This window comes from Flagellimonas eckloniae (assembly GCF_001413955.1).
GTDB classification, from domain to species: Bacteria; Bacteroidota; Bacteroidia; order Flavobacteriales; family Flavobacteriaceae; genus Flagellimonas; species Flagellimonas eckloniae.
On record NZ_LCTZ01000002.1, the window covers coordinates 2,351,719 to 2,377,998 of the forward strand.

37 protein-coding genes are annotated in these 26,280 nt (G+C 44.3%); 10 read left to right on the forward strand and 27 right to left on the reverse strand.

Going from position 1 to position 26,280, the window contains the following annotated elements; genetic code table 11:
* Window positions 1-183: 183 nt before the first annotated feature.
* The 7 genes from AAY42_RS09950 to AAY42_RS09980 are packed head-to-tail and all read right to left on the reverse strand — an operon-like array spanning window position 184 to window position 6,257.
* Complete coding sequence (locus tag AAY42_RS09950) at window positions 184-1,044, reverse strand: phage baseplate protein (RefSeq protein WP_055394730.1); 861 nt, start codon at window positions 1,042-1,044, stop codon at window positions 184-186.
* Window positions 1,037-1,534, reverse strand: a complete 498-nt coding sequence (locus tag AAY42_RS09955; protein WP_055394732.1) for a hypothetical protein — start codon at window positions 1,532-1,534, stop codon at window positions 1,037-1,039. Before AAY42_RS09955 ends, AAY42_RS09950 begins: the two co-directional genes overlap by 8 nt.
* Window positions 1,534-2,403 (reverse strand): hypothetical protein, encoded by an 870-nt coding sequence (locus tag AAY42_RS09960; RefSeq protein WP_055394734.1) that lies wholly within the window; start codon window positions 2,401-2,403, stop codon window positions 1,534-1,536. The genes AAY42_RS09955 and AAY42_RS09960 overlap by 1 nt, the downstream gene beginning before the upstream one ends.
* Entirely contained in the window at window positions 2,384-2,602 is a 219-nt protein-coding gene (locus tag AAY42_RS09965; RefSeq protein ID WP_055394736.1) for a hypothetical protein, read from the reverse strand. Before AAY42_RS09965 ends, AAY42_RS09960 begins: the two co-directional genes overlap by 20 nt.
* 10 nt (window positions 2,603-2,612) lie before the next feature.
* Window positions 2,613-3,026, reverse strand: coding sequence for a hypothetical protein (locus tag AAY42_RS09970; RefSeq protein WP_175288749.1), 414 nt, complete (start codon window positions 3,024-3,026; stop codon window positions 2,613-2,615).
* A gap of 10 nt (window positions 3,027-3,036) precedes the next feature.
* Window positions 3,037-4,329, reverse strand: coding sequence for a hypothetical protein (locus tag AAY42_RS09975; protein ID WP_055394740.1), 1,293 nt, complete (start codon window positions 4,327-4,329; stop codon window positions 3,037-3,039).
* Window positions 4,329-6,257, reverse strand: a complete 1,929-nt coding sequence (locus AAY42_RS09980) for a hypothetical protein (RefSeq protein ID WP_139063703.1) — start codon at window positions 6,255-6,257, stop codon at window positions 4,329-4,331. The genes AAY42_RS09975 and AAY42_RS09980 overlap by 1 nt, the downstream gene beginning before the upstream one ends.
* Before the next feature lie 72 nt (window positions 6,258-6,329).
* On the opposite strand from AAY42_RS09980, the gene AAY42_RS18660 reads away from it, so the two are divergent.
* Window positions 6,330-6,563, forward strand: a complete 234-nt coding sequence (locus AAY42_RS18660) for a hypothetical protein (protein ID WP_417935085.1) — start codon at window positions 6,330-6,332, stop codon at window positions 6,561-6,563.
* Here AAY42_RS18660 and AAY42_RS09990 read toward each other — a convergent pair.
* From AAY42_RS09990 to AAY42_RS10065, 16 genes are all read right to left on the reverse strand, one after another.
* A complete protein-coding gene (locus tag AAY42_RS09990) occupies window positions 6,547-7,218 on the reverse strand; it encodes a hypothetical protein (protein ID WP_055394746.1) in 672 nt (223 codons plus the stop codon). The two genes, AAY42_RS18660 and AAY42_RS09990, sit on opposite strands and share 17 nt — an antisense overlap.
* Window positions 7,219-7,506, reverse strand: a complete 288-nt coding sequence (locus AAY42_RS09995) for a hypothetical protein (RefSeq protein ID WP_055394748.1) — start codon at window positions 7,504-7,506, stop codon at window positions 7,219-7,221. It lies immediately after the preceding gene.
* Window positions 7,499-7,777 carry a hypothetical protein gene (locus tag AAY42_RS10000; protein ID WP_055394750.1) on the reverse strand — a complete coding sequence of 93 codons (279 nt, stop codon included), beginning with the start codon at window positions 7,775-7,777 and terminating at the stop codon, window positions 7,499-7,501. The genes AAY42_RS09995 and AAY42_RS10000 overlap by 8 nt, the downstream gene beginning before the upstream one ends.
* A gap of 1 nt (window position 7,778) precedes the next feature.
* On the reverse strand, window positions 7,779-7,982 hold the full coding sequence (locus AAY42_RS10005; protein ID WP_055394753.1) for a hypothetical protein: 204 nt from the start codon (window positions 7,980-7,982) through the stop codon (window positions 7,779-7,781).
* 5 nt (window positions 7,983-7,987) lie between these two features.
* The gene (locus AAY42_RS10010) at window positions 7,988-8,461 is read right to left on the reverse strand and encodes a hypothetical protein (protein WP_055394754.1); all 474 of its coding nucleotides are present in this window, start codon (window positions 8,459-8,461) and stop codon (window positions 7,988-7,990) included.
* On the reverse strand, window positions 8,461-9,429 hold the full coding sequence (locus AAY42_RS10015; protein WP_055394756.1) for a hypothetical protein: 969 nt from the start codon (window positions 9,427-9,429) through the stop codon (window positions 8,461-8,463). Before AAY42_RS10015 ends, AAY42_RS10010 begins: the two co-directional genes overlap by 1 nt.
* Window positions 9,426-10,091 (reverse strand): DUF6046 domain-containing protein, encoded by a 666-nt coding sequence (locus AAY42_RS10020; RefSeq protein WP_055394758.1) that lies wholly within the window; start codon window positions 10,089-10,091, stop codon window positions 9,426-9,428. The genes AAY42_RS10015 and AAY42_RS10020 overlap by 4 nt, the downstream gene beginning before the upstream one ends.
* Before the next feature lie 39 nt (window positions 10,092-10,130).
* Window positions 10,131-12,221, reverse strand: coding sequence for a phage tail tape measure protein (locus AAY42_RS10025; protein ID WP_055394760.1), 2,091 nt, complete (start codon window positions 12,219-12,221; stop codon window positions 10,131-10,133).
* Between the two features lie 230 nt (window positions 12,222-12,451).
* A complete protein-coding gene (locus tag AAY42_RS10030) occupies window positions 12,452-12,796 on the reverse strand; it encodes a hypothetical protein (protein WP_055394763.1) in 345 nt (114 codons plus the stop codon).
* An 18-nt stretch (window positions 12,797-12,814) separates the two neighbouring features.
* Window positions 12,815-13,246: a hypothetical protein gene (locus AAY42_RS10035; RefSeq protein WP_055394765.1), complete on the reverse strand. Its 432-nt coding sequence runs from the start codon at window positions 13,244-13,246 to the stop codon at window positions 12,815-12,817.
* Window positions 13,247-14,464 (reverse strand): DUF2586 family protein, encoded by a 1,218-nt coding sequence (locus AAY42_RS10040; RefSeq protein WP_055394767.1) that lies wholly within the window; start codon window positions 14,462-14,464, stop codon window positions 13,247-13,249. It lies immediately after the preceding gene.
* An 11-nt stretch (window positions 14,465-14,475) separates the two neighbouring features.
* Window positions 14,476-14,826, reverse strand: a complete 351-nt coding sequence (locus AAY42_RS10045; RefSeq protein WP_055394769.1) for a hypothetical protein — start codon at window positions 14,824-14,826, stop codon at window positions 14,476-14,478.
* A gap of 19 nt (window positions 14,827-14,845) precedes the next feature.
* A complete protein-coding gene (locus AAY42_RS10050; RefSeq protein ID WP_139063704.1) occupies window positions 14,846-15,157 on the reverse strand; it encodes a hypothetical protein in 312 nt (103 codons plus the stop codon).
* A complete protein-coding gene (locus AAY42_RS10055) occupies window positions 15,142-15,576 on the reverse strand; it encodes a TIGR02594 family protein (protein ID WP_055394773.1) in 435 nt (144 codons plus the stop codon). The genes AAY42_RS10050 and AAY42_RS10055 overlap by 16 nt, the downstream gene beginning before the upstream one ends.
* A gap of 63 nt (window positions 15,577-15,639) precedes the next feature.
* Window positions 15,640-16,617: a hypothetical protein gene (locus tag AAY42_RS10060; protein WP_055394775.1), complete on the reverse strand. Its 978-nt coding sequence runs from the start codon at window positions 16,615-16,617 to the stop codon at window positions 15,640-15,642.
* 85 nt (window positions 16,618-16,702) lie between these two features.
* On the reverse strand, window positions 16,703-17,884 hold the full coding sequence (locus tag AAY42_RS10065) for a Clp protease ClpP (RefSeq protein ID WP_175288750.1): 1,182 nt from the start codon (window positions 17,882-17,884) through the stop codon (window positions 16,703-16,705).
* Window positions 17,885-18,031: 147 nt separating this feature from the next.
* Between AAY42_RS10065 and AAY42_RS10070 the strand changes: the two genes are divergently transcribed.
* The 9 genes from AAY42_RS10070 to AAY42_RS10110 are packed head-to-tail and all read left to right on the forward strand — an operon-like array spanning window position 18,032 to window position 24,121.
* Window positions 18,032-18,526: a terminase gpP N-terminus-related DNA-binding protein gene (locus tag AAY42_RS10070; protein ID WP_055394779.1), complete on the forward strand. Its 495-nt coding sequence runs from the start codon at window positions 18,032-18,034 to the stop codon at window positions 18,524-18,526.
* Window positions 18,526-18,741 carry a hypothetical protein gene (locus AAY42_RS10075; RefSeq protein ID WP_055394781.1) on the forward strand — a complete coding sequence of 72 codons (216 nt, stop codon included), beginning with the start codon at window positions 18,526-18,528 and terminating at the stop codon, window positions 18,739-18,741. The genes AAY42_RS10070 and AAY42_RS10075 overlap by 1 nt, the downstream gene beginning before the upstream one ends.
* A gap of 2 nt (window positions 18,742-18,743) precedes the next feature.
* Window positions 18,744-19,031, forward strand: coding sequence for a hypothetical protein (locus tag AAY42_RS10080; RefSeq protein ID WP_055394783.1), 288 nt, complete (start codon window positions 18,744-18,746; stop codon window positions 19,029-19,031).
* A complete protein-coding gene (locus AAY42_RS10085) occupies window positions 19,028-20,545 on the forward strand; it encodes a hypothetical protein (protein ID WP_055394786.1) in 1,518 nt (505 codons plus the stop codon). Before AAY42_RS10080 ends, AAY42_RS10085 begins: the two co-directional genes overlap by 4 nt.
* Window positions 20,545-20,976: a phage protein Gp36 family protein gene (locus AAY42_RS10090; RefSeq protein ID WP_055394788.1), complete on the forward strand. Its 432-nt coding sequence runs from the start codon at window positions 20,545-20,547 to the stop codon at window positions 20,974-20,976. The genes AAY42_RS10085 and AAY42_RS10090 overlap by 1 nt, the downstream gene beginning before the upstream one ends.
* Window positions 20,977-20,987: 11 nt before the next feature.
* Window positions 20,988-22,259, forward strand: coding sequence for a phage portal protein family protein (locus AAY42_RS10095; protein ID WP_055394790.1), 1,272 nt, complete (start codon window positions 20,988-20,990; stop codon window positions 22,257-22,259).
* Between the two features lie 8 nt (window positions 22,260-22,267).
* A complete protein-coding gene (locus AAY42_RS10100) occupies window positions 22,268-23,074 on the forward strand; it encodes a phage head morphogenesis protein (protein ID WP_082433394.1) in 807 nt (268 codons plus the stop codon).
* A complete protein-coding gene (locus AAY42_RS10105; RefSeq protein WP_055394795.1) occupies window positions 23,058-23,576 on the forward strand; it encodes a phage virion morphogenesis family protein in 519 nt (172 codons plus the stop codon). Before AAY42_RS10100 ends, AAY42_RS10105 begins: the two co-directional genes overlap by 17 nt.
* Complete coding sequence (locus tag AAY42_RS10110) at window positions 23,576-24,121, forward strand: hypothetical protein (protein WP_055394797.1); 546 nt, start codon at window positions 23,576-23,578, stop codon at window positions 24,119-24,121. Before AAY42_RS10105 ends, AAY42_RS10110 begins: the two co-directional genes overlap by 1 nt.
* Before the next feature lie 268 nt (window positions 24,122-24,389).
* On the opposite strand, the gene AAY42_RS10115 is transcribed toward AAY42_RS10110, so the two are convergent.
* From AAY42_RS10115 to AAY42_RS10130, 4 genes are all read right to left on the reverse strand, one after another.
* Window positions 24,390-24,821: a tetratricopeptide repeat protein gene (locus AAY42_RS10115; RefSeq protein WP_055394799.1), complete on the reverse strand. Its 432-nt coding sequence runs from the start codon at window positions 24,819-24,821 to the stop codon at window positions 24,390-24,392.
* A 72-nt stretch (window positions 24,822-24,893) separates the two neighbouring features.
* Entirely contained in the window at window positions 24,894-25,085 is a 192-nt protein-coding gene (locus AAY42_RS10120) for a hypothetical protein (protein ID WP_055394801.1), read from the reverse strand.
* Between the two features lie 5 nt (window positions 25,086-25,090).
* Window positions 25,091-25,825: a DNA cytosine methyltransferase gene (locus AAY42_RS10125; RefSeq protein ID WP_175288751.1), complete on the reverse strand. Its 735-nt coding sequence runs from the start codon at window positions 25,823-25,825 to the stop codon at window positions 25,091-25,093.
* A 4-nt stretch (window positions 25,826-25,829) separates the two neighbouring features.
* Window positions 25,830-26,279, reverse strand: coding sequence for a hypothetical protein (locus tag AAY42_RS10130; RefSeq protein WP_055394804.1), 450 nt, complete (start codon window positions 26,277-26,279; stop codon window positions 25,830-25,832).
* Window position 26,280: the final 1 nt, after the last annotated feature.

Sequence of the window (26,280 nt, forward strand, 5' to 3'; positions counted from 1 at the left end):
GATTATTTCCATATATTAGCTGTTCTCTCAGCTAAACAATGAATAAAACCATTTTACTATAATCGGGAAATCAAATTATACATAAAAGTAAAACAAATTGTACGCAAAAACCTTGATGGTGAGGGTTTTTACAATACTTCCAAACAGTATAGTCTATTTTGTTAAACGCTATTTAAACACAGTTTAAACGCCCTTAAACTGTATCATAGCCAAAGTAAAGAAAGGCGGCCTGTTTTCATGGGGCTGACCACCACCTTTATTGTTTGTGGTTATTGAATGTGTATGCGCTCCGGCGCTGTTAGTAGTTCCTGTTCGTGGTGTATCCAAGTCAGTGGCGCCACCAATTCCGCTTTGAGTGGTATTACTTCCGTTGGTTCTGTATACAGTGGCATTATGGGAATGGGAACCAGCGGAATTGGTGCTTCCGTCATGGTTGTGCGCAGGCATTTCGCTTTCAGTCAATGTATGCTCTTTTTCACCTCCGGTATCCCCAATATCATAGTCGTCATCACCGCTATCATAGCCAACAATAAACCTGCCGGATAGGTCGGGGGTTCCATTACTGCCATCACACAAAGCCCATCCATCAGGAATATCGGCTATAGCACCAGCCCACATTATTATTCCGCCTATAGGCATTTTTGCGGATTGAAGCTCCAAAATGGTTTCCAGCCTTTTTAAATCTGCCCAATCCATTGTGGCTTCACCAGTATTTCCAAATTGGGCTGTTCTGGTAAAATACGTGTCTTTAGAATCGCCTTGGCCATCAACCGGGCTTACATCTTCTAAATAGGTGGCCTGTTCAATAGTTTCTATAATGGTCACCTCTGCACCGACTGGGCCACCGATAAAACGAACTATTTCTCCATTAAGTACCATCCAACCATCTGAAACCACACCTGCGGTATCGACACATCCCTTTAGGATATAATTTTCGCCCCCAACGGATGCCAATTGAGCAACGGTTCCTATCATGGACTGTATTAACATCAAAAATTCATTATCCCCCGGGAAACCATCCCCTTGTGCTATAAATTTATCCATAACTCACTGTATATGTTTTATCAGGTAATTTGTAAAAATCCACCAAAGCTTTCAATCGAATCATTTCAGGATTACTTAAATTCAATCCATTGGGAAGAACAACCTTGAAATCTTCGTCAAACTGTGCAAGGCTGGCCCTATCATAAAATCTGACAGGTTGATTGTTGGCCCGGTCATCAAAACGAACAGGTTTATCATCGTTTCTATCATAAAACCACACTGGCAAGGTGTAAACACCATCTTCAATTACAATTCTTCGTTGTACTGTATCAAATGTATCGTTCAAGACCTTTTCTATAGAAAACACTTGAGCGGTATGTTCTAACTTATAGTTGGTTCTGTCCCTATATTGTAAAAACTGGATATGAAGCTCAGCTATAGGATGAACCAAGCATACCAACCAATGCAACATCTTGGTCGTTCTTCTCTTAATTGGGACCAAAGAACCAACAAAGCGGTTAAAATCGATATTGAATATACTATCGTACATTAAGCCTGCACTGTTTTGGGTATAAAGTTTATGGTTAAGTCACTATCAGATATTTCCATGTAACCGCTGTTGGCTATTGCAAAATCCTCAATCGCAACATAGTTCACCGGATTGGTAAAACTATGTTCAGCTTGTTTTACCGAAACTTCCCTTTCACTGCAACCTTCAACCTCTTGAAGCGCATCAACCAATTCAGCAATGCTGAACTCGCCATTGAAAGGTAGGTTTTTTAGGTATGCACGCAATGCATCTTGCACAGGCTGGTTATTGGCTCCGTCTATCCTGCCTCCTGTCTCCGTAAGGACAAGTGGGTCATAGTAAAAATCCATGGTCAGACGTAATTTATCCGGGTCATCACTAAATACTTGAAACTTAGTTCCAGCGGGTGAAAGTCGGTTCCAGTAATCAATCAAACTATTTTTTTGGTCGTCGGTCAATTTTTGAAGGTTTCCGTCTGAATCCTCTGAAGCCGCCTTTATAAAAACAAACCTTCGCCCATCAAGTTCCTTGTTTTCAACAGAAGCCCTTTTAATGATTTGTGCGTCTTCTATTTCCTCATCGGTATATCCATCGTCCGAGTAAACTAATTGGGCGCCTGAAGCAACAAGAGGGTGGCCATATCGAAATGATAACGTAGCCTCTCTAAACCAATCCAAAGTAAACAGTTTCTGCTCTGCTATTTTCTGGTCGGTCTCTTGTGTATAGGTATCATGGAATTGATACAATACCCATATAGAAGCTGCTACTACGTATGCCCATAGATTATAAAGAGCAACCTTACTGGTGCTATCAAGTTCGTCCAAACTGGAAAACTCCGCCTTTTTGGCAAGGATTTCTTGCTTTATTTCATCAATAGTCGGTGTGGCCATTGTCCTTGGTTTTTTCTTTTTTAATATCCTTTCTCCATTTCTCGACAATCGGCTTTAAAAAGACCCAAACAATACCTGAAATAATAGGGAGGAAGAACCTTAATACCATATCCATTGGAATGGTAATGCTCAACGCTATTGTAGGTAGAATCAGTTTCCAGTTAACAGCTTGAAACAAGCTTGATATAAAGTTTCCCATGTGAAATAACTTATGTAGCATTTTGACCTCCTTTCTTTCCTTTTCTTTTTGCCCATAGACTCAACAGCCACGCCCCAGACAGGTAAACCAGCGTAACAACATGTTCTTGTGGAATATTCAATTCCATTTGCAATAGAGCTTCAACCGTTGCCACCACCCTTTTGGCAATCCATGGCTCCAAACCTGGGATAAGCGCAAGTACTAAACTGTACACGGCCTGAAACAAAATAGCCCATATTGCAAAATGTTTGTGTCTTACCCAAAATTTACCAGGTCTATTTTTTGAGAGGTCCGTGCCATAAACGGCTAGACCCAAAATTACCAGTCCTAGAAACGACAGTCCCAGGTTCTTTCCAAAAAGCTCCCAAAATGTCTGACTGAAAACTCCCGAACTTAACAATGTTGTTGTAATATCCATGTCCATTTGTATTTTTTCAATGATCATAAAACCATCTCAGTGAGTTTATCAATGTTGCATTATCATTGTTCCCAGGTGTTGGGTTTGGATTGCTCGTTCCCCCAAATACCCCATCTACCGGCACCCAATGTTCTGGATAGATTGGCCTTCCGTTCTGTAACATATATTCGTTGTAATAGAGGGTCCCGGCAAAGGGCGCTCGGTTAGCATCATTTGCATCTGCATTGTCCGCAAAGTTGTCATGCATCGATTCGTTCCATTGGGTTATCCTCAACATCAATGCATCGGATAAATCGCCATTAGACCCCGTACCACCAGATAAATCTACATTTCTGTAAAAGTTGTAGTTATTAAAATTTGAAACAGTCCTATTCGTGGTATTTGCAAAGCGTATTAAATCGGTTACCGTCCAATGTTCACCTACTTCATAGCCTGTCACCACAGCTGGTATCATGTGCCCATTATGATTAACGTCTTGCGGGCCGATGGAGGCGGAATTTCCCCATATCGAAGACCATTCGTATAGGTCGTTTCCTGAGTCATATTCCAACTGCCCGGCCATGCTCTCACCGCTATGGTTTGAACTGCCCGGCATACCATTGAACATGATATTATCGTATACATCTTTAGCTGTGGTGTTCCCGTTAATGGCGTAAATACAAGCTGCCATTTGCGCAACCTCTGTTGCCATATGTGTTCGATTTCTATAAGCGTTGTCCGCTAAAGCACCCCCGTTTTGCTCTGTGTTATTGTACCATTTTTCAAAAACGTTTTCTTCCCACCAGTCCACACGGCCCTGCCACCAGTTCGGATAATCTAAATTCAATTGAGCCTTGAATGTAGGACTGTGGTGGATGTCCTTCAAGAACTCCATTACAAAACGGCCTATAAAAAACTCCCATAAGGGCGTTCCATTTGCGCATCTATCTATTTCTGTAACACTTGGATTGGATTGGCCGCATTGACTAGTAGAAGGCCATCCTTTATAAGTCTGCCCCCCAGATTGTACGTCTACAGCATCAGACTCCATGTTGTCTATCCAACCTTTCATCCGGTTGAAGTGAACAATGCTTCCTGTGGAACGCCACATCAAAAGTTCAGCCATAAACGAGTCAGCGCTCCTATAAAATTCTTGGTTGGGATTTGCGGAGTCAAACCCTAAGTTTGGATTTATATTTACATCATTACCATCGCTCCCTGTAGTTGAACCATTGTATTCCCTGTCATACAAGTCCTTTAACTCCACTAGGGACTGTTGTCCAAATGAAGTGGACAATACAAAGAACAATATGTATAAAATATTTTTCATCAATTTGTGTATGTTATGGAAATGGATGGCGCCACCCCGGTGCCGTTCCAAGATATAGCTACTCTCTCACCAGAACCTGACAAGTGCGTGAATATTACCCCAAGGTTATCGGACGAATCATATCCGCCCCTGTTTACCCACTCCTGTACAGCAGAAGAAATATCCACGGTGTCGTATGTACTTCCATCCGTCCACGATTCAATACTGCTCCACGCTATTGTTGTTGCCGTTGTTGTCCTGTTGGTTATACTTGAATTGTTTGTATTGGATAAGGCAGCATCCGCACTTTCAACATTGATGTTCTGGCTAATGGCATCAGAATCCGTTGCGCTGGCCTCAAAAGTTACCACTGCACTTACGATTGTTGCTCCAGCGGGAATGCTAAGTCCAGGAAATACTGTCAACACTGCTTGTGCATCATTGAAGTTCAACGCGCCCGAACCATTGGCAACACTGCCACTTGAGGTTGTTTCTTCCCCATCGCCCAAACTTTCGTCAACCGAAGCTGTGGCAACTGCGGTAGCATCATACCCTACCATATTACCGGAAGCGGTATAGGTGTTTGTTGCTGTTTTTCTTAAAATTACATATTGGTCATACCCTTCGAGTTTAACACCTCCTTCTCCTTGGGAGCCTATGAAATTGATGGTCACCCCAGTGTCACTTATAAGATTTATTATGGCTCCAGCATTGTCCGTTCTAAAAGGCCATACATCGTCTACGTTTCCGGTATCATCAACGGTAATGGATATTTCGTTTGCACCACTTTCAGCATTTACAATCTTCCTACCTATATCAGCCCCAGAGGTCACATTTTGGTCAAGTGTCGATAAATTGACATCTGCGGACAGTTCAACAGAAACAGGGGATTTGTTGGCGTTTGATAATCGGTTTTGGTCATCTGTGGAAAGGCTTCCTCCTTCTCCTTCAAATAGAACTTTTTCAAAACCGCTACCCCTGTCAACCTCAAATGAATTATCTGAATTGTTCATTCTGACCGTTCCCGTACCGTCAGTTCCAACATTTGTCGGTTGCAATTTCATGCGAACGCTGGCGTGTATAAAGGGGAAGTTAACTGTTCCAATTCCTGTTAAACTGGTCAGGCTGTTGATTTCATTTCCGTTGGCATCCAATGTGCCGCCTAATTCTGGGGTCGTGTCTTCCACAACATTAGCTATGCCAGAACCTGAACCATTTAAATACAAATCATCCAAAGCTCCTTCGACTGTGGTTTGACTATTATTAGTGTATGGAACTTCCGATGCTGTTTGGTCATCTGAACCCCCGCCGCCTCCGGCATTATCTACATAATCTTTAGTTGCCACATCTGTACTAATTGTTGGTGCTCCGGAACTATTAAAAGTATAATCATACCCCACTCCATTTGATTCAAAATCAATTCCAGCTAAATCACTTCCTAACCAAAAAATGACCAAATCCAAACCATCCACCCCACCAAGAAGCTGAATTGTTCTGGTATCGTTATCTGATATAAGACCATTCCCAGAAGAATGAAGTAAAGAGAAATCAGATGTAAGTATATTTGAACCTTGTGTCAAATAAAGGGAATTGTCGATACCAATCTGATAAGGACTCCCAATCGTACCAGAACCAGATATTGTTATCGGTGAAGTTGCATTAACAATAGTTCCAGAACCATCAATATCAAGATTTACTGGTATGTTGGTAATATTTGTCCAATCAACCGAAGAACTAGCTGACATTCTGGGAACCCATCCAGCACCAATATTAATAACTTCCAAACCTAACGTCACATCATAGGCAGTATACACAACATTTGTATCAGAAACATCAATCTGTGATATTTCGGTTGTTGTCAGCTTTCCTAGCCTAATATATTTTTGTTTAGCTTGGCCATAGCCAAAGAAGATGCCCAATAAGGACAATAACAATAATAGATTTTTCATTTTTTATCGAGTTTCCAGTTATAGATTTCTTGGCCTTTTCTCGTATACATAACGGCCTCATTATTTTCATTTATTTCAAGCCTTGGGGTTTCGTCCCTAATCTTGGCCATAGCCTCATCTTGTAATAAGAGGGCATCAATCAACTGTTTTCTTTTCTTTTCATTGTGGTTTTGCGCATCAATCAAATTCAGGGCCATATCAGCCTCGACATCAACCTGCTTTTTCCAAAGCAAAAACAATGACACAACCAATGCTGCGATTACAAATCCAAAAATCCAAAGTGCTATTATCATGGGTATGATGTAAAAAGGTTAATATCTAACTCTTGGTCGGTGGCCTGCCCGTCGGGCATGTCCCGCTTAAATTCTCCATGGCACCATTCACCATTTTCATATCTTCCATCACCACGTCCTTGAAATTCCTCACCAGCAATTGGATAATTGTTGGTGTTGGTGGTATTTTTATACCACCTGTAACCGTTCCATTTTAGGAATTGGGTAGATGCCAAGTCCGTTAACAGGTCATTTAACGCATTCAATTGGTCTTGTAGGCCCGTCAAGGTCGTTCCCAAGTCCGTAATCTCACCTATGGTATGCTCGGGAGGGTGAACGTAATTGTTGAGACTGTTTAGTTTAGCCAACAATGCCGTAGTGAAATCCTCCGTGGACAATTGTTTTCCAGTGACCTTATCCACTTTTGCATCCAACGCACTTTGTAGTCCTGAAATCTTTGCTATGGTGAAATTGGTAGGTTCTTGGTACTGCTTTATGGTCGTTGCAGCTTCATTGCCCTCGCCGTCCTTCAATGTAATTTCCAAGTCAGTTCCGTTGGCTTGAATCCCAACGACCAAGTTGCCTTCATCCTTGTGCCAAAAACTGGCCAATATGTTCTGCCATTTGGTAATTATAACAGGGTCGGTACAGGTCAAGTACGCTAATAATATTGATAAACTTTGCTTCATCTATTTGAAATATTTACATATATCGCACGGGTCTATATTGTCCACAATGTCATCCGCTTCATTACTAAGTGCCGTCGCGGGCAGAATCCCTTTTTTACTGAAATAATCGGAAACCCCGGTATCCGTGTCCTCATATTCTATCGCTTTCAATTCAAAACCAACGGAAAGTTCATCGGTTACCGACAAATCGTTTTCAAGGGCCAATTGCACGACCGCCTCGACGGTTCCATATCCCTGAATGGCCAAATCCAATAATGACTGTTCCCCTATGACGGTTGTATCACTCATTCGTTTTCAATCTTATCCGTTCCTTAAGTTCATCATAATCCTTTCCATCCCTGGCCAAATGAAGCTTTACGCGCTGTTTCAAATCGGCTTCGGTAACATTCGAGTGAACCAATCTGAAAATATCAACTCCCAAGATGGGGTCTTCTTTCAGTTCGCCTTGGGCCATTTCCAAAATGGCCTGCACCTCTTGGTCAAGGCTATCGCCCACTACAAAATCACCGTTCTCAATGAGAAGGTCACCGTCTTCGCCCAAAAGAAAATCCTGTTCCATATCACTGTATCGTTCCCGTTACACTTCCACTTCCAGTCTGTACCCCGTTCACCTGCACAGACCTGCCCACAACATATCCCTCAACCGCATCCGCTATTTTTTGGGCAATCCTTTCCCTCGCATCTGCAACGGTCACCTGCTGGTCTGCCTCATCATCAAATGCGGCCTCAATGTTGCTTTTCAATTGCTCCTTGCTATCTGGCATTCAAATCACTTTAAAATGGTGTTTAACCGTTGTTTAATCTCTGTCACAGCTACCTTATTGATAGTGGTTCCGTTGATTACTATTATTTTGTTCACTTCGTCAATAAAATCGTTCAGAACATCCTTAAGGCTCTCATTTGCCTTCCTCACCACCAGACCATCCTCTTTTACCGTTAGTTCCGTTTCATTTGAAACCACTGTCATTTCCTCAACATGCTCGGCCTCAATCAAAAATGTGAACGCCGAATGGTTCCCTATGATGCCCAACAGGCACTTGCTGCCAACTTTGGGTCTTTTATCGATATGCCCCAATCCAAGAAGCACATCATAATATTCCAGTTCATCGATAAGGCCTATGGCCACCATCCTCTTATTGTCCCAATCCACCTCCTTGACATTGGCCCATACCATTTGTGGCTTTACAGCGCTTTTCTGCGCTTCGCCCAACAGCCTTGTGAACTCATCCAGTTCCTTTCCCATTACGCAACCTTATCACCCAATTCGTTAGTCCTTCTGTACTGTGGGGAATCATCAAATACAACCTTTGTGCGTTCCACATAGTAGGTTCCTTCCCTATCTGGATAAATGGCACTTTGCAAATCCACTTTGTCACCATGTTGGATGAAGGGTATTCCGAATGTGGCAACACTGCCATCGAACCCGTCAACCTTATATTTTTTTAGGTCTTCATTGGCCAACTTTTCAAGCTCGGCCCGTACTTCGATGCCGTAATAGGTCAATTGTCTTTCCTCTCCCTGCTCATCCCCAACCGTTACTTCAATCTTCTGTCCGTTGGTAAGTGTGCTTACGGCATTTATCCGAATCAGCACATCTTCCCTGTTCCTATAGTTCAGTGCATTGTTGACCACGTTCTTTTCCAAATGAAGGGTGATGGGGTTGCTTTCCGAGTCATCCGAATACACCTTTCCGCAAACCAGGGTCTTTCCCTTTATGTAGCTGTTCAGGCTGTAGTCGTTCTTAAGGAACTCCAACACCTTGCCCATGTTCGTTTTGGCAAATCTTACCGCTCCTATCTCTACCTCAAGGGCATCAACCTCGTAACCCGGCAACAGTCGGTCAAACAACTCTTGAAGGGTGGTCTTTTGAAAACTTGCATTGACCGGGACTTTACGAATCATCCGCATTTCATCTTCACACTCGATCTTTATGGGAACATCTGCGGAAACCTTATGGATATATCCTTCGAACTCCTTTTGGTAAACCCCATTGTAGCCAAGCTCTATGGTAACAGGGTCGTCCTTCCTGAATATTTCGGCCACCTTCTGTTTTTCAAAGTCCCTTACATTTCGCGGCATCGTTATTGTCGCAATGTCGGTAAGGGTCTTCCAACTGCTTTCGACCGTTACGGATGTAGGCTTTTTCAAGACCACTTCGCCACGGTTATCGGTGGCTGGGAACGTTATGCGTGCTACCATTGCTAAAGTCATAATAGCCCTAGATTTAATTCAATGGACTGGTCGCTTACACATCTTAGGTAGAAGGGTATTACGCCCGGCTTTCCCTGAACCTGTTTAAAATCCACTTCTTTAATTACCAAATGATGGATGTCTTTGTCTAAGAACAAATCACCTGTTACGGCAATTGATTCAATGATATTCTCAAACTCAACTAACCTTCGATGTTGCTCAATTGCTGTTTTAGCGGTCGGATGCGATGGGTCACGTAGGCATAGGCCACGGATGTCAATTGTCCAATCGTCGAAACCGTACATTTCCTTTACGGTTCCGTTGTTCGCCAAAGCGTTGGTAGTGGCCATTATCTTGGCCCTACGGAAATTCACCAATGTGGCCGCTGGAAGCTCAAAGTCCTTTACAGGAAATTCAATCACATCGCCCGACGAATCGTAGAACCTGTAATTATCCCCCCTGAACTTTATTGGGAACATAATAGGTGTCCCCATATAGCTCAAACGGGATGCCTCCTGCACGTCCTCTATGATATTCACGCCTTTATATGACGCTTTGTTGGTCGGCGCGGCGTTGCCCTGCGTGTCGAAGGTCACCAATTCCCTGTTGGCCTGATAAATCGCAAAATTCTTTATGCCAAAGGCCAGTGCAAATATCTCAGCTGTGTTATAGTTGTTTGCCATGACCGGATTTCAATGAACGTTGTTTTATGTTTACTACCATCAATCAAACGCAATTGCGCCATCCCTGAGACGGTCGTTTACCTTTCCTATAATCTGCTCGGCCATTTCATCCACCTTTCCCTTCCAGTTGCCCGGACTCAGATTGAAATTGTTGATGATGTCCAAGTTCATCGTGAGTATCTTGGCGCCCTTTGAATCACCACTGACCACCTGTGCATCGTTGTCAGTATTCCCTGTTACGGAACCAAGATTTGTTACAGTAGCGGTAGGGTTTGGAACATCCAAGCCTTCCGGGTCGGTCTTAGTGGAGACCTTTATTTCAACATCGGTCTCATCATCGCCAAAACCAAAGAATTCCTTTATGCTTTTCCACACCTTCTTTATGCTCTCCCAAACCCCCAACAACAGGTTCTTCACCCATTCCTTCAGCTTTTCAATCTTATCGCGGAAGCCCGGAAAAACCTTATCGATTAAGGTAACCATCCATTCAAATGGATTGTTCTTGGCCAACCATGCGGCAAACTTCGAAATGGCCGCCTTTATTTTGTCCCAATACTTAATCATTAGCACTATTATGGCGATAACAGCCGCGATTCCCAATACTATAAGCCCTATTGGATTTGCGTTCATTGCCACGTTAAGCCCCCATTGCGCAGCAGTGGCGCTTATAAGTCCGACCAAAAAGGAACCCAATAGATATGCGCCTGAAAGTAGGTATCCCGTAGCCTGTCCGGCCAACAGTGCAATTTGTCTCGCCCCGGCCCTGATGAAGTTCCAAAGTGCCAATGTGGCCTTGGCCATGCTCGACGTGAATGCATTTGAAGAAAGTGCCGCACGCAACAATTTCATGTGCATCAGGTTCAACCGGACGCTTACAAGGGTCACGGCGGTCGTAAGCCCCGTTATCAGAAAAATGGCCCCGGCACCAATTACAACGAACTTTGAGAACACCGGGTTGGACTCCATAAAACTGGTGACCATTTGCGCTATGCGCCCTGATACCTGCATGATAACCTTAATAAAGGGTGCCAAAATCGTGAATACGGAACCAATTACGTTGCTCCATGCGTTCTTCATCAAAATCATCTGTGACCTGGTGGTCTTTTCCATTATCTCGAAACCTTTGTTTACAGAGCCAAGGGCAACACCTATTTCCCCTGTGTTCTTGCTCCAAGATTGTGATAGTTCACCACCAAGCCCTATGACGAGCTTGATAGCTTCTTGACTACCGAAAAGGCTTCCTATTATCTGTTCCTGCGTGGTCCCGGTCTTATCGGCAAAAGCCTGAATCCGTGGCATCAGTTCGTTTATGTAGTTCTGAAGGCCGCCGGAACGCGAAATACTCTCTGCATTGAATGCGATTCCCAATTGCTTGGCCATCTTTGTTGCCTCGGAACCGGGCTTTAAAAGAGCCGATAGAATGGCACTGAACTGGGTCGCAACCTCGGCGGGCGCACCCATCACGCCGGAAGCTGTGGCGAACACGCCTAGCATTTCCTCTTGGGAAACTGTGAGCTTGGAGGCAACAGCCGTCACCCTGGGCAAAGCACTTGCCAAAGCCTGTAGGGATGGTATCTGCCCCAATTGCACCGTTTTCTGGAACCTATCCTGTACGGTATTGGCGTTTTCCCATGAATCCCCATAAGCCTTTATGGTTGATGCCGTGGCATCCACGACCAGTGCAAGGTCGGCGTTGCCAGCAATTGAGGCCTTCGCGCTGTCACGTAGGAAATCCATCCAATTGTCCCTTGGGACACCTGCGCTTATCGTATTGTAAAGGCCATCTGAAAGTTGTGTTTTGACAATCGGGACGACGGTGGATATCTCCTTAATCTGCTTGGTGTATTTCGCGAGTTGCACCTCCCCGACCTCGGCCATGGTATTGGCCCGTGCCATACCGTTCTCAAATTGCACGGCACCCGCTCCCAGTAGGGCAATGGCCCCTGCGGCAACGGTCATTTTTTTCAAACGCTTGGTGAGATTCCCAGACCTAGTTTCCAAAACCTTTATACGGTCGTTAATTTTGTCAATGGTATTGTAGGCCGAAGCCCCCGATTTTTGGATGGCCTTCAAGGGAGAACTGACCTTGTCTATCAGTTCCAAAATCCATGATGTTGTGGTAGCGCCCATTTATCCAAAAGCTTCATTGACAACCTTTGACAAGGCCGTTATGAATACATCTTTAAGGTTTGTTAAACGTAATTTTTCGGTGTACAGGAATTCGTTGTATCTCAAGGCCCACTGCTCATCCGTCAGCATATCCGGGTCTTCTCCGTAGTACCTGCGGATTATGGCATTTATCTGTTCAATCCATTGGTCACTGGCCTCGTCTTCCTCATTGACCTCTAAAACAAAGCGGTCTACAAGCTCTTTGAGGTCACCCGTTTTGCTTGCATAAGCTTTCCCACTTCCTCGATAACCGCCAGGTATATGTCCACATCGGATTCCAGGTATTCCATATCCCCGCCAAGGACACAGTTGGTTATCAACAGCTTGTTAAGGGCATCGATGTCCTCATCCTTACCATATTGGGTAATTGCAGGGAGTAGGTTTTTCGTGGGTTTACAGATTACAAACTTTGCACATTCGCCATCCATGTTGTCATCCAAGGGAATGTTGATTTCCTTCAACCTTCCCTTGGTCTTTTTCCATTCAGATATATCAGTTTTAGTGATATCCTTGTATTTGTTCTTTTTCTCTGCCATGATAAATTGATTGATTTTTTAAACGTTATAATCGATTGCGGGGGTATATAGCTCAAACTTGAAAGCAATGGACTTATCGCCCTGTTTGACCTCCACACCATTGTTCTTGAACCTACAGGCACGGATAACATCTTTGTAGATGGTTCCAGTGTAGTCATATGCCGCTATGATCGGGAAGGCATCAATATCTTGAATTCGCTTGCCCGGTGGCAGGGAATCCAAAAGCGCAAGCCTTTCCTCTTGGGTCAATGTAATGGATGCCTCGGCATTGTAGTTGCCTTCTCCGACACCAATATCAAATGGCCCCGCTCCCTTTACGCCCTCGATTTCCATTGAATCCTTGTACATAAGCTCGGTTATACCGATTACATCACGGCCAAGAAGTCTACACGTTACCGAATTCCATCCGGCCACCTTTCCAAAATGGTTTATTATCCTTGTATGGTTCATCTATGAAAGTTTTTTGGTCAAACCTAGTTCCACTGTAATTTCGTGGATGATATTGTTCTTCACCAACTGCCCTTTTATCTGTAATGGGGTATCGTCGGCCAATGTTTGGGATGGGTCGATATAGACATCGGCCCCACTTATTTCCCCAGCGGCAATCATGGTATTTAGCGCGTCAAGCCCAATCCTTTCAAGTTCCCCGGCCTCAACGGCGGATATTGTTCCGGTATCAGGGTCGGTTCCAAGGTTTCCTTTTACCCTGGGCAATAGCGCAGTTCGCAAAAGGTCTGCACCTTTGTCCCAAGTCCTATTGTTCTCGATACGGCTGTAATCGCTTGCCGATTCAGTGGCCGTGTGGGAATCGGAAAAGAAGATTCCAGCATAACCGTTATAGTTCCCCGCAAATATGTAGCCCTTGTCGTTCAACGCCTGAATCTCAGTAGCGGAAAGCCCACTGAAAGGGTTACCGTTCTGAAGGTTTGCACTGAGCCAACGGCTACGTGCCGTGTCGGTCAATGGATAGTCCCGATTGCCTTTGAACGCGCTTGGTTTGTTCTCGATGTCCACGGAACCCATGTTCTCATGCACACCGCGTACCGATAGTGCGCCCAATGCCGTTCCTATGGCGGCGTAGTTCACGTATGCAGCCTTTAATGCAGCGATTATAGGGTCTTGTGCGATGACAACACTTACATTTTCCACTTCCTCTTCACGATTGTCATCATAGGCAGCCACCAATGTGGCACTAGCAAAAACGTTGCCCTCGACAAGAACCGAACTTACATTCCTGTTCTCGGTTCGCAGGTCATTGACCACTTGTTGCTTTCCAGCGACATAAGCCGAGAAGTCGGCCAAGGCGGCAGCGGCATTTCGGACAAAACCCACCATCTTGATTTCACTGTTGGCCTTTAGGATGTCCTTTAGCTCAGTATCGGTCATAGTGTCGTCATCCAGCACAACGAATAGGTTTCCGTTTGGCGAAAGCCTGAAAAACTCATCGATATGGTGGTGGGCCAAAATATCATTGGTATCATCGTAAGAAGCTGTTATTCCAACAGATTCAGCGTTTTCGACGGTAAGGAACTCCTTGGCGGTCTTGAGCGCAAGGCCAGTGGCAGCAACAGCGCCACCGATTATCAGTAAGCAAATACCATCATTTGTCGGGTTTGTACGACCAAGGCCACCTTGTAACCTATCAACCGTTGCGCCTTTAAATCCCATTTAAACAGTGTTTAAGAGTTAGATTTTAAATCATTGATGGCTTCGGCAATCTTGGCCTTTGTATCCAATTCCTTAAGGTCAATCTTAAGGTCTTCGGCCATTTTTTTCAGGTCGTCCAACTTCAATGCCTTTATGGCCTTATCGCTCAGAGGGAAGGTGATTTCATCCCCGGACTGGTCTACATTTGTGTTGGCCACTTCGAAAACCTTCAGGTCTTTAGAACCTTTATTGGTATTCTTGTGAAGGTCTGCACTGTTCTTATTGATGAACGCCTGTCCATCAGAGGACACATAGCATTTTTCAGCATTAGGGTGAGCCTTGAAAACTTCACTTGCTATTTTGTCCAATTTTTCTTTTTTCATCTTGATTTGAATTGTTTTGTTATTGCTTATTACCAAAAAGGCGTTTGAAAAAACCTCTTTTTTCAGGCACGGAATCCTTTGTTACGTTGGTCTGCGCCTTATTGTCAATCCGTGGTTCCACAGAGAAGTCTATAGTGCCGCCGTCCCGTGTCTTGAGTTTGTTTATCCTGGTTTCAAAACTGTTCTCAATCTTGGTGGTCTCCTGTTGTATTGCGCTCTGCACCATCCCTTCAAACTGTGACACGACCATTTTCGTGTTAAATATCAACATCACACCGATAAGGGCGATATAAATAGAGTTTTCCAATATATTCTTCAACCAGTTTGACATACGCTACGATATTCCAGCAATCTTGTTTTTGGGTATTGTTGTATACTAACCCTATTACCTTGGTTTCCGCCAAGTATAAAAATCAGGTCTTCGGTCTCCCTAATAAAGAACCCGGTGTGGCCCCTCCAATCATCAGGGCTTTTACGCCACAGGACAACAATGTCCCCCATCTCTGGGGCTTCGGTCTTGACACCCACCCTAAGCAAGCTGCGAGCGTTCAGCTTCCCGGAAACTTTATATCCGGCCTTAAGAAGCACCCAGTACACTAAAGCGGCGCACCATGCTGTTTCATCCTTCAGGTCTTTTCCGTCCCATCCAAGGTCATCGAAGTATTTTAAAACTTCGGGGTTATCTTCCTCACCAACGATCTCGCGGATTCCGAACTGGCTGAGCGCTATTTCAATAATCTTGCATTTCATGCCCTAGGGGTTGCAGGCCGCACCAGTTCTGATGAAGGGTGCTGGCCCGCCTTTTATGTTTTATTAAGGTGTCCCGGATACGATTGCACCCTGTCCCTTGGCCCTCAACGGGATTGCCAAAAAGTACAATCTGAAGCCTACGACCGTTTCACGGTTCTGTGGGTCATCATCCGATTTGGCCAAATATCTTTTAACAGAACCCCTTGCCTTTCCAGTAGTCTTGGTATGGAACAGCACTGAAGCTGAACTACCAGGGGTAACACTATCAAATGCTATCTTGTTCAGGGAACCATCATAGACAGGACTGTAGTTGCTTTCATAAATTTCGAAGCCATAGTAGTTTTTGGCTATCATACCATCTGTATGGTTCTGGTACTGTCTTTCCAAGGCCTTGTCCTCGATTAACAAATCGGCAACATGCTCCGAACTCAATACCAATATCCTTCCGGCCTTTGGAATCTTTAGGTCGTCCAAGGTCTTTTTGTAGTTGATAAGGTCTTGGCTTCTCAGTCTCAATCTTCCATTGCCGTCATCATCCCCGGTGGTCTCAATTATTGGGGTGTCCGCAGTGTTGGCGGATGGCGCCAATGAATGCAGCGCATGTTCCTCTGTCTTTTCCTCCAAGGTCTCACGGTGCTGTTCCTGTACGCTTCCAGCCTTGTCGTAAGGTAGTGCATAGACTTCATCATCAGTGATTCGGGTATTCTCCGTATCATACTTGTACAAGGAAATGGCAACACTATCGTCCGTTCTGCTACTAATGGGAATTGGATAGGTGTTATTGTTTATCAACACATCTGGGTCAGCCCCTATTTCTGTCAATTTTATGACATCGTTGTTCACCCATTTGTTCTTGGATGGGACACGCTCCAACCACGTGCCTTTGTGCCGGAAATGCTTTATTAGCTCTTTTTCCGCCATTTCGTTTAGGGCCACGGCCATTGCAACGGATACCTCTGGGGTATCGTGCGCATATGAGAATGTAGCCACTATGATGGCCAATACGGCCATGATGGTTCTAAGAATTGTTTTTGCTTTCATTTTTGGATTTGTTTTTTTCTTTTTTATGCACCTTTTGGGTCAAGTCGGACTTGGATTTGGGAACTATCTTGTCGTGGCCTTTGGCCTAGTCTTCTTTGTAAAATTCTTTATACAGTGCCTCAAACTTTTCAGGCTCCTTCTCATTCATCTCAATGAGCGCTTCGGGGTCTTTTTCCTGATAGTCTTTATAGGTCCATCCGCTTCGGTCTTTCCCTGAAGCAGTGGCACCACCATCATTCTTCTTGTTCAACTGGCCAGATACCGCCTCGATAGGCTTTGCGTTTTCAAGTATGGCCTCCAATTGCTCCAAATTGTTCTCTCCGATGGCTTCATAATTGCTGCGCATCGTAGCATCGATTTTCTTTTCCGTCTCGGCCTTGTCCAAAATGGCCTTGATTTTTTCGGCCTTTTCAGCCTTTTCCTTATTGTCGGCTGCATTCTGCAATGCCTCCACTTTAGCAGCCTTTTCATTAAGCTCCTTTATCTTGGCATCTACCTGTTCCTGTGTTGCAGTAGATGGTAGCCCCAACTGTACTGCTAATACTGATAACTCCATACGTGGTATCTTGTTTTTATTTGAAATTTGTTGTTTCCCTGAATTAGGATTTGGTATGTTCGGTGCGCCACAGGCCACAAGTTGGAGCCTAGTGTTCGCATCAATTTTTTCATCACTTCCCTCGACGGTATCAACAAAGCCCCTTTTCTTGGCCTCGTCTGCCGTCATCCAAAAATCAGTCTTCCATAGTGCTTCCAATGCCTTTTCAGTAATGCCCATCTTTTTGGCATACATCTTACGGTACTGTGAGGTAAGGTTTTTGAGAAGTTTTAAACGGGCCTCGATCTCGTCTTCATTGCCACCTACGCCCATCATGGGCTTGTGTATCATTATTTGGCTGTTCGCCTTTACGGTTGTTGGGTATTTGGCTGGGAATATGGTGGCCGCCGAAGCTGCCAAAGCCCCGACCTTAACCGTTATTTTATCAAAATTGTCATCAATGAGGTTCAGGATTTCATTTGCCTCAAAAACACTTCCTCCCTGACTATTGATGTATATTTCAGCTTCTTTTATGCCTTTATCTTTGGCATCGGCAATATCCTTGATGACCTGCCCGCTGTTGTTCTTTGAATATTCAGATATATAACCCGTAATGGCAATAACGGCAACCTTGGATTTTGCCTCAACGGTAATGCTGAGCGGCACCCTTTCATCGGTAGGTTCCGGCCCCATCCTCAACCACTGGAAATTGTAATATTCGGGTAATCTCATGTGACAAATGTGCAGCAAAATCCAAAGTGCAAAAAATAGCAATTCTGCCATAGTGTCATACAAAAACTGTCATAGTGTCTGTATTCTTCTATTTTAAAAAATGCATTCAAAAGACATGGATAAATAGTACAATTTTGTACCATCACTATGGGAAAAAGCAAAGCACAGGCGGTAGCCAAGGAACTTTTTTTAAAGGGGAAGAACCAAAAGGAAATTGCCCAATTAACGGACACTACCGAGAAGACCATCGGGGTATGGGTAAGGAAATTTGGATGGAAACAGGAACGCGAGGCCCGGTTTATCGGAAGGCGCACACAAGAGGAAAATCTGCGCAAGCTGATAAGCGACCTAGCAGCCAAGGCCATACGTATCGAATCGGAAATGGAAATGGCTCGGACGCGTGGGGAGACCAATAAGTTCCTTGAGCTTCAGAACGAGCTTAACCGAGTGACGGACGCCGCCAGCAAGTGGAACAAACAATTGGAGGCGATAGCCAAGGAAAACAACATATCGTTGGTGACCTACATACAGGTCATGGACCAGATTTTTGAGTCCGTACGCCAATACAGTCCCAAACTCTACATGGATATGCTGGATTTCCAAGAGGAACATTTGACCGAGGTATCATTAAAACTTGGGTGATGCGAAAGGCTGTAATAACAATAACGCCCGACGACGGGAAAAAACAATTGGACTGCCAGACAGGCAATGTTTCCGATATAGAAATATTGGACGCACTTACCTTAATTTCAAGGCACTTTGCCCAAAAGCTATTGGAGGAATACGAGAGCGTCGTAGGCGGGGATTATGAAAACCTCGATGCCTACCTGGATTTTTTAAGAACCCAAAAACTATAGATATGCCCGTACAATTGTTATTGATATGGCTTGCATTTGCAAGAAAGACAGAGACAAAGAACAAATTAAGGTTGCGCATAGGCGCATTCTATCTAAAGAGGGGTGCAGGGGTGCAGGTCGGTCAACCCATAAAGCTCAGGGCTACGGGCAAAAGGCCCAAAAGACAGATGTGGGTGGAAAACCTATACTATAACTTTAAGTTGAACACAGTGACCCATACCCTTTCCAAAACACCCATCAAAGGGCATTCGGAACCTTTCATTGAAGCCAAAAAGAACAAAGCTGCATGACAAAGGCGGAAAAAATTGCGTTAGAAAAGTATCGGGATAAACTAAAGTTTGTCAGGTCTTCCGGCGCCGCTGTCAATCCCGATGAACCAAAGGACGAAAAGAAGGCCCGTATCGACCGCGCCAAAAAGGATGTCAAGTTTATGGTGGAATACTATTTTCCGCATTACGCAACATCCGAGTGTGCAGACTTTCATGTAAAATCCGCCAAATACACCAAAAAGCACCGAACTGGAAAGCAATTCGATGAATGGGGCCGGGGATTGGCCAAGTCCGTATGGGACAATGTGATAAAGCCGTTCTGGTTATGGATGAACGACGAAGCGCACTATCATGTAATTGTGACGACGAGTTTCGACCGGGCCTGTGAACTTGCCGATGACCTCAAAGCGGAATGGGAGGCAAACCCCCGAATTATAAACGATTTTGGCGAACAGAAGGGAACCGGACAATGGGAAAGCGGTTTCTACATCACAAAGAGTGGTTTTATCTGTAAGGCATTGGGAGCAGGGCAGTCGGTTAGGGGACTTAGGGTAAAAGACCAAAGGCCCGACCTGATTACAGTGGACGACTTGGAGACCAAAGAGACCATAGCCAACCCAAAGCGCCAAAAGAAACTGGCCAATTGGATAGAACGGGACTTATTGCCCACCATGGACGGGCCAATACGTAGGTTCCTATATGCAAACAACAGGTTTGCCCCTATGATGATTCAGACCATTCTACAGGAAAGGCACCCGGATTGGAAGGTGTTCCACGTCAAAGCATACAATCCCGTTACCTATGAACCCACCTGGCACCAAAAGTACCCCAGGTGGTACTATAAAGAAGTGGAACAGGAAATTGGCACCTTGGCAGCAAAGGCCGAGTACAACGGGGAACCGCATATTGAGGGTGAGATATTCAAGGAAGAACAGATACAGTGGGGCAAGATGCCATCACTGAACCATTTTAAGATAATCATAGGGCGTTGGGACGTTGCCTATGCCGGGACACCTACGAGCGACTTCAATGCAGTAAAGGTCTGGGGGCTGCACGGGCGTAATTTTTGGAACATCGACAATTTTGTAAAACAGTGCAAGATGCGGTCACCTCTGGAATGGATGGCCGACTTCCAAATGGGACTACCAAAAAGTGTCATCGTCCATTGGGGCTTTGAATCACAGTTCTGGAACGACGAGGTGAGGCGCACGATTGAGGAAGTTGAAGATGATTATGGCATCAGTCTGAACCTTTCCGAGATTGAGACATCTGGGGCAAATAAATATGATAGGATAATCACCCTTCAATCCTATTACCAAAATGGCCGAATATATTACAATGACAAATTAAAGAGCCACAACGACACCGCTGTTGGCCTTACCCAGCTCTACGGGATAGAACCAGGATACAAGACCAAGGATGATGGCCCAGATGCCGACCAATCCGCAATATCCGAATGTAGCAAGTATATCTACAGGGGAGGCAAGGGACAAAAGCCCAAAGTGGGCAAATATGAACGTAAAAGAAGATTTTAATGGCATACCAATTTATTGTTGACGAGGATTTTGACTCTTATATACAATCACAGCTTCTACGCGACCCAAAAGCACAGAACCTTGATGCTATTTTGGAGGATTTGGAGCTTAAGGCCATCGCTTTGGTTCGCTCAAAGCTGAACGGACGGTTCGACCTTGACGCCATCTTTGCCGCCATCGAGCTAGAAAGGCACCATCTTATCGTGGACATCATCTGCACTATAATCATATACAAATTTGTCCGTAGGAACGCCGCACGCAAGGTTCCATCAGATTTTAAGGATGAATACGACCGTGTAATGAAGATGCTGATGAAGATTGAGGCCGGGAAGTTGGTTCCCGAAGGCTTGCCAAAGATTACGGATGATAACGGGGATGAAGTGGCAAAGCCCATAATCGCCAACAGAAAGAACAATGATTTTTACATTTAAACACCTTTTAAATGAGCTTTAAGGAGAAACTACAGGACAGGATTTTGGGATGGTTGCCCGAAGATAAGATTAGGGTACAGATGGCCAAAAATGATAAGTCCCGAAAGGGTGGCACAAAAAATAGGCCGACGGAGATAAAGAGACAGCCCAAGGCATTTCAGGTAAAGACCCTGAAGGATTGGAAGGATGCCGTGGCACTTGCCACCGACCCTGAAAACCCAAATTTGTTGTTCTTGGCAGAGCTTTACGAAAATCTTTTGTTGGACGCCCATACGCACAATACCATTGAAACAAGGATTTATAGGGTACTGCGCTCTAAGTTCAAGTTGGTCAATGAATCCGGTGGTGAGAACGAAGAACTTAAGGTGCTTTTTGAAAGCCCTTGGTTCGAACAGTTCTTAAGGCACTCACTTTGGTCGATGTACACCGGGCCAAAGGTCATCGAGCTTTTTGAGGTTGACGAGCTTTTGGAACTTACCAAGGCAACATTGATTCCAATGGAACACACCAATCCAAAAAAGGGTTTTATCCTAAAGGAACCGGGCGATGAAACTGGATGGCCGTACAAGGACGGGAACCTTTCTCGGTACTATCTACAGGTGGGTGAAGATGACGAATTGGGTCTTTTGAACCAACTTACCCCATTGATATTGGCCAAAAAACTGGCCATGGGAAGCTGGCTGGACTATATTGAGAAGTACGGAATCCCAGGTGTGTGGATCACCACCGACAATATGACCCAAGAACGGGCAGATGAACTATTGGAAATGGGGCTTCAGATGATAAGCAACCATGTTGGAGTAATAAAAGGGAATGAGACCATAGCCCTAGGGGAATTGCCCAAGACCGATGCCCATAAGACCTTCCAAGAGCTTATAAGCGTCATCAATAGTGAGATTTCAAAACTTATTTTGGGGCAGGACGGAACCACCGACCAAAAGGACAGCACAGGAACCTATGGAAGCCTGAAGGTGTTGGCTGAAGTGGCCAATGACAGGCATGAGAGTGACAAGCTGTTTGTAAAGGTCATAGTGAACAAGCACCTTATACCTAGGCTTATTGAGATAAGTAGTTTTTACAGCGGCCTTAGTGGCCATCGATTGGAATGGGACGAAAGCTATGACATGCCGAATTCAGAGTATATAGATAAGGTCGTTTCGCTCACACAGGCAGGATACGTGATAGACCATGAGGCGGTGTCACAAAAAACAGGGATTCCGATAACAGGTTTTTCCCAAAACGGGGCGATAGCGTCCACTAAGGAGGAGCCTCCAGCAAAGTAAACGCCTCTATGGACATAGGCCTGTTCTATACAGGGGGAGAGGGGTGCGGCCATGATAGCCCCGAACCGACCATAGAGGCAATAAATTTAAAACCATGGCAGGCAATGATTACCAAGATTGCAAAAGACCTGTTCAACAACAAACTGAAGCCGACCGACCTGCACAAAGGTCTTATCGACCGTACTTTCAAGGAACTGAACACGGCGGCAAAGGCAGGTTTCGGCGCTAAGTACGCAACCGATGCCACAGGGATAAAGATGCAACAGCACCTTTTCCGTTTCTCGGTGGCCAAGACCTATCAGCAGCTTGAGCAGATGCACGGTTTCTTGGTTGACAAGAATGGAAAACTGGTAAGTTATCCGCAGTTTGAAAAAAAGGTTCAACAAGTACACGAAACCTTCAACAGAACCTATCTGCAATCCGAACACAGGACTGTAAAACGCTCAAGCCAGGCCGCTAGACAATGGGCGCAGTACCAATCGGACAAAGATATTTTCCCGAACCTAGAGTACATCATCGTGGGCGATGACAAGGTGCGCGAAGAACATGAAAAATTGAGTGGAATAATATTACCGTTGGATGATTTTTTCTGGAATGACAACTATCCACCAAATGGGCATCAGTGCAGGTGCAGCGCACGCCCAACCGACAAGAAAGCCAATGGCAGAAGACCAAAGATTGACATACACCCGGCCTTCAGGAACAATGTAGGAAAGACAGGTGTGGTATTCGCCGAAAACGGACATCCCTATTTCACAATGGACAAAAAGGCAAATAAAGCCTATAAAGAATATCTTGATGGGCAGGGTAAATGACATTCCGGATTTTGAAGCTATGTTCCAAAAGCTGAAGAAGGATGCTGTGAGGTATGCCAGCAGGGCCGGGGTCAACTTCTTTCAGGACAGCTTTTTAAACCAAGGGTTCACAGATACGGTTCTGGAGCCATGGGCGAAGCGAAGCAACGATATAGACCCTGGGCGAAAAATCCTGATAAAATCCGCATTTCTAATGAACAGCATTGAGGTTTTCACTGCCAGCGAACAGCGTATTGAATTTGGAAGCCGGGCGGAATATGCCGAGTTGCACAATGAGGGCGGAAAGGTGGTTATACCGATAACGGAAAAAAGCAGGAAGTACTTTTGGTTCATGTACAGGGCCACAGGAAAGGAAATGTGGAAAGGCCTGGCACTTACCAAGAAGCAAAAACTTGTGATAATGATGCCCAAACGTCAATTCTTGGGCGAAAGCCAAATATTCATGGAACAGTTGAACGATTGGCTATTAAAGGAACTTAACAAACGATTTAAAGCAATCTAATGGAAGATTTAAAGATTTGGGCATTATTGTACAGGGAAATTGCCACTAAATTGTCGGACGCCATAAGTGAAGTGGAATGGTTGGACTTATGGCACAACCAAGTGGGGTTCTTGGAGGACGAACACAATTTTACAACACCCGCCGTATTCTTGGCGTTCAGTATACTTGGAGAACCAGAAGACCTTGGCGTTCATGCACAGCGCATCCGGGTACAGGTAGACGTTTATTACTATTATGAGACATTTGAGGACACCTATAACGGCGCATACAACCAGACCGATGCGCTTACATTCCTTAATTGCATAAGCGAAATCCACGCCGTTCTACATGGAAGCAGCGGTGATTGTTACAGTGAGTGCAAAAGGGTTGGATTTGGGGCCGTGGATACTGGAAGTGCAGGAAATCTTTACAGACAGAGCTTTACGATGCTCGTCGAAGACGCAAGCGCTTCACCGCCTTTGACAGAAGCTTCGCCCGGCGACGTTGTAATCGAAAAAGGAAGTGGCCAAACTGTCGAAAAAGAAAAGAAATTCTTGATTCCCTGAGAAGCTTGAAATCAGGGTTGTCGATAACATTTTGGATACGCTCCTGAAAGTAGGTTTTCTTGCTCTTGAAGCCGACAGCTATTATGTAGTTACGGTTTGAACATACGTTTGTCGCCCTAATACTTGTGACCTTGAACACCTCATTGTCCACCAAGTATTTTTGCCCTTTATAAACTTCCGGTAAATATGCCATAATGCCTTGTTTGTGTCAAAAATAACGCGAGATTTCCAAGGGACATTGCAGGTTTCCGTAATGGGGTTGATTTATTCAATTCAAGTACTTGTCGATAAGTTCTCTCGCCTGTTTGATTTTTGCCTTATCGTTGTATCCCAAGGAAATGGCCTTTTCCAGGTCGCGTCGAGCCAATAAAAGTTCTTCGTCCAAAGAGTTAGGACGTACTAAAACTCGAATCCTTTGCCAATAATAGTTTGGGTTATCTTCTGCTATATCCAATAACTTGGTCAACAAATCCTGTGCTTTATCATATGCCTTTTTATCAATGTTATACATTGCAAATTCATACAACACCTTTTCATTATTAGGTTCCAATTTTAATGCCTTATGAAAATACGTTCTTGCAGTGGCAGTAATAGGGTTTTCTTTATGTTGTTGAAGGGCCAATTCAAGATATTCGTCCGCCGTCTGTCCAAAGGATAAAAGACCGATTAAGAATAGGGGTGTAAATATCAGATATTTCATTGTTTCAGGTTTTGGTTCAATTAAAGTATCAAATTCCGGGCCAAAACTAGGGTGTCCGGGACAAATTGCAACCTAATACGTTGTACGGTAGTATAATATGTTCTCAATGGTCTTGGGCTTCAGATAAAACTGTTCTTCAAGCCTCACATAGATATATTCATCGGTGTACATCCTTACGCCCTTGTAGGCCTTTGCCGTCCACTCTTGATAGGCCGCCCGGATGTCCTCATATTTTCTCTTGGTGTTATCGCTGTCCTTTGGCATTTCGATTATAAATTAGATTTATTGATAAAATCAATAACACTGAATAGTTTATAGGCAATTTGTGGAACAATTGAATCTCCTATCATTCCAAGTCTGTCCACCCTATCGGGTATCCCATCATCCATTCCGAAAATTGGGGGTTGGCCCATGCTTTTTTCAAACTGTAAAAAAGGATTGCTTTGTGTATCCAATGTAATTGGCGGCTTATTCGCTTTAAAGCGGCTTGATGAGTTACGACATAATATGATTTTCCGTCGTTCTTCAGGGGAGTAGGCAACCAACCAAACTCTTTTTCTGGTATGCCATGCGCCCACGTAACTTGCAGGGATAACAATAGGCGGCCAGCAGGTGTAGCCGACACTTTCAAGATCGTTGATTTTTTGGTCGAGTACACCGTTGGAAACTGTTCCAAAAACATTTTCATTAACCACGTATCTTGGGTTGTATTTTCTAATAATTGCAAACTTCTCAGGCCATAGATAACGGGGGTCTGATTTTCCTTTTCGGTTACCTGAATTGCTGTGAGGTTGGCAAGGGTCTCCTCCTGAAATAATGTCAAATTCTCCATATTCATTGTTGATTTTTATATCTTCAAATATTGGGGCCTTGGGAAAGTTCTTTTTTAGTCTTTTAATTCTGGATGGGTCATTTTCAACTAATCCAATAGTTTCCCATCCAAGCCATTTACCGGCAAGACTAAAGCCATCACATCCACCTGAAAAAACACTTAACTGCTTCATTTTTTTAAAACTCATCTAACCATCTTTTCTTCCTCAAATAACTATCAGGAAGACACTTGGCGATACCATTGTTCAATCTAAGCCAATTGTCATATCGTCTGACACCCTCAAGCGCTTTGATTCGGTCTGCCAATGAAAGTTTTTTCCAGAGCCTTTCACTGTCTATTCGCTTTTGCTTTTTTCCGAATAAAGACCAAAACGCCTCAAAACTTGTATCGGGAAGACCTATGGTCACCTCAAAAAATGGCTTTAGATTCTTGTTGGTCATGAAGTTCTTTACCTGCGTTTCTATATAGGGAAAATTTCCTGCCCTGAACAGCCATTTAATTTGTTGTTCCCCCAATATTCCCTCCAGCACCTCAAACGACCTTAAAACACCGTTTAAATGATATTTAAATACCCATACATCTTCACGATTCTTGGCCTTTACGGTATAAGTTGTCAATTGTTCCATG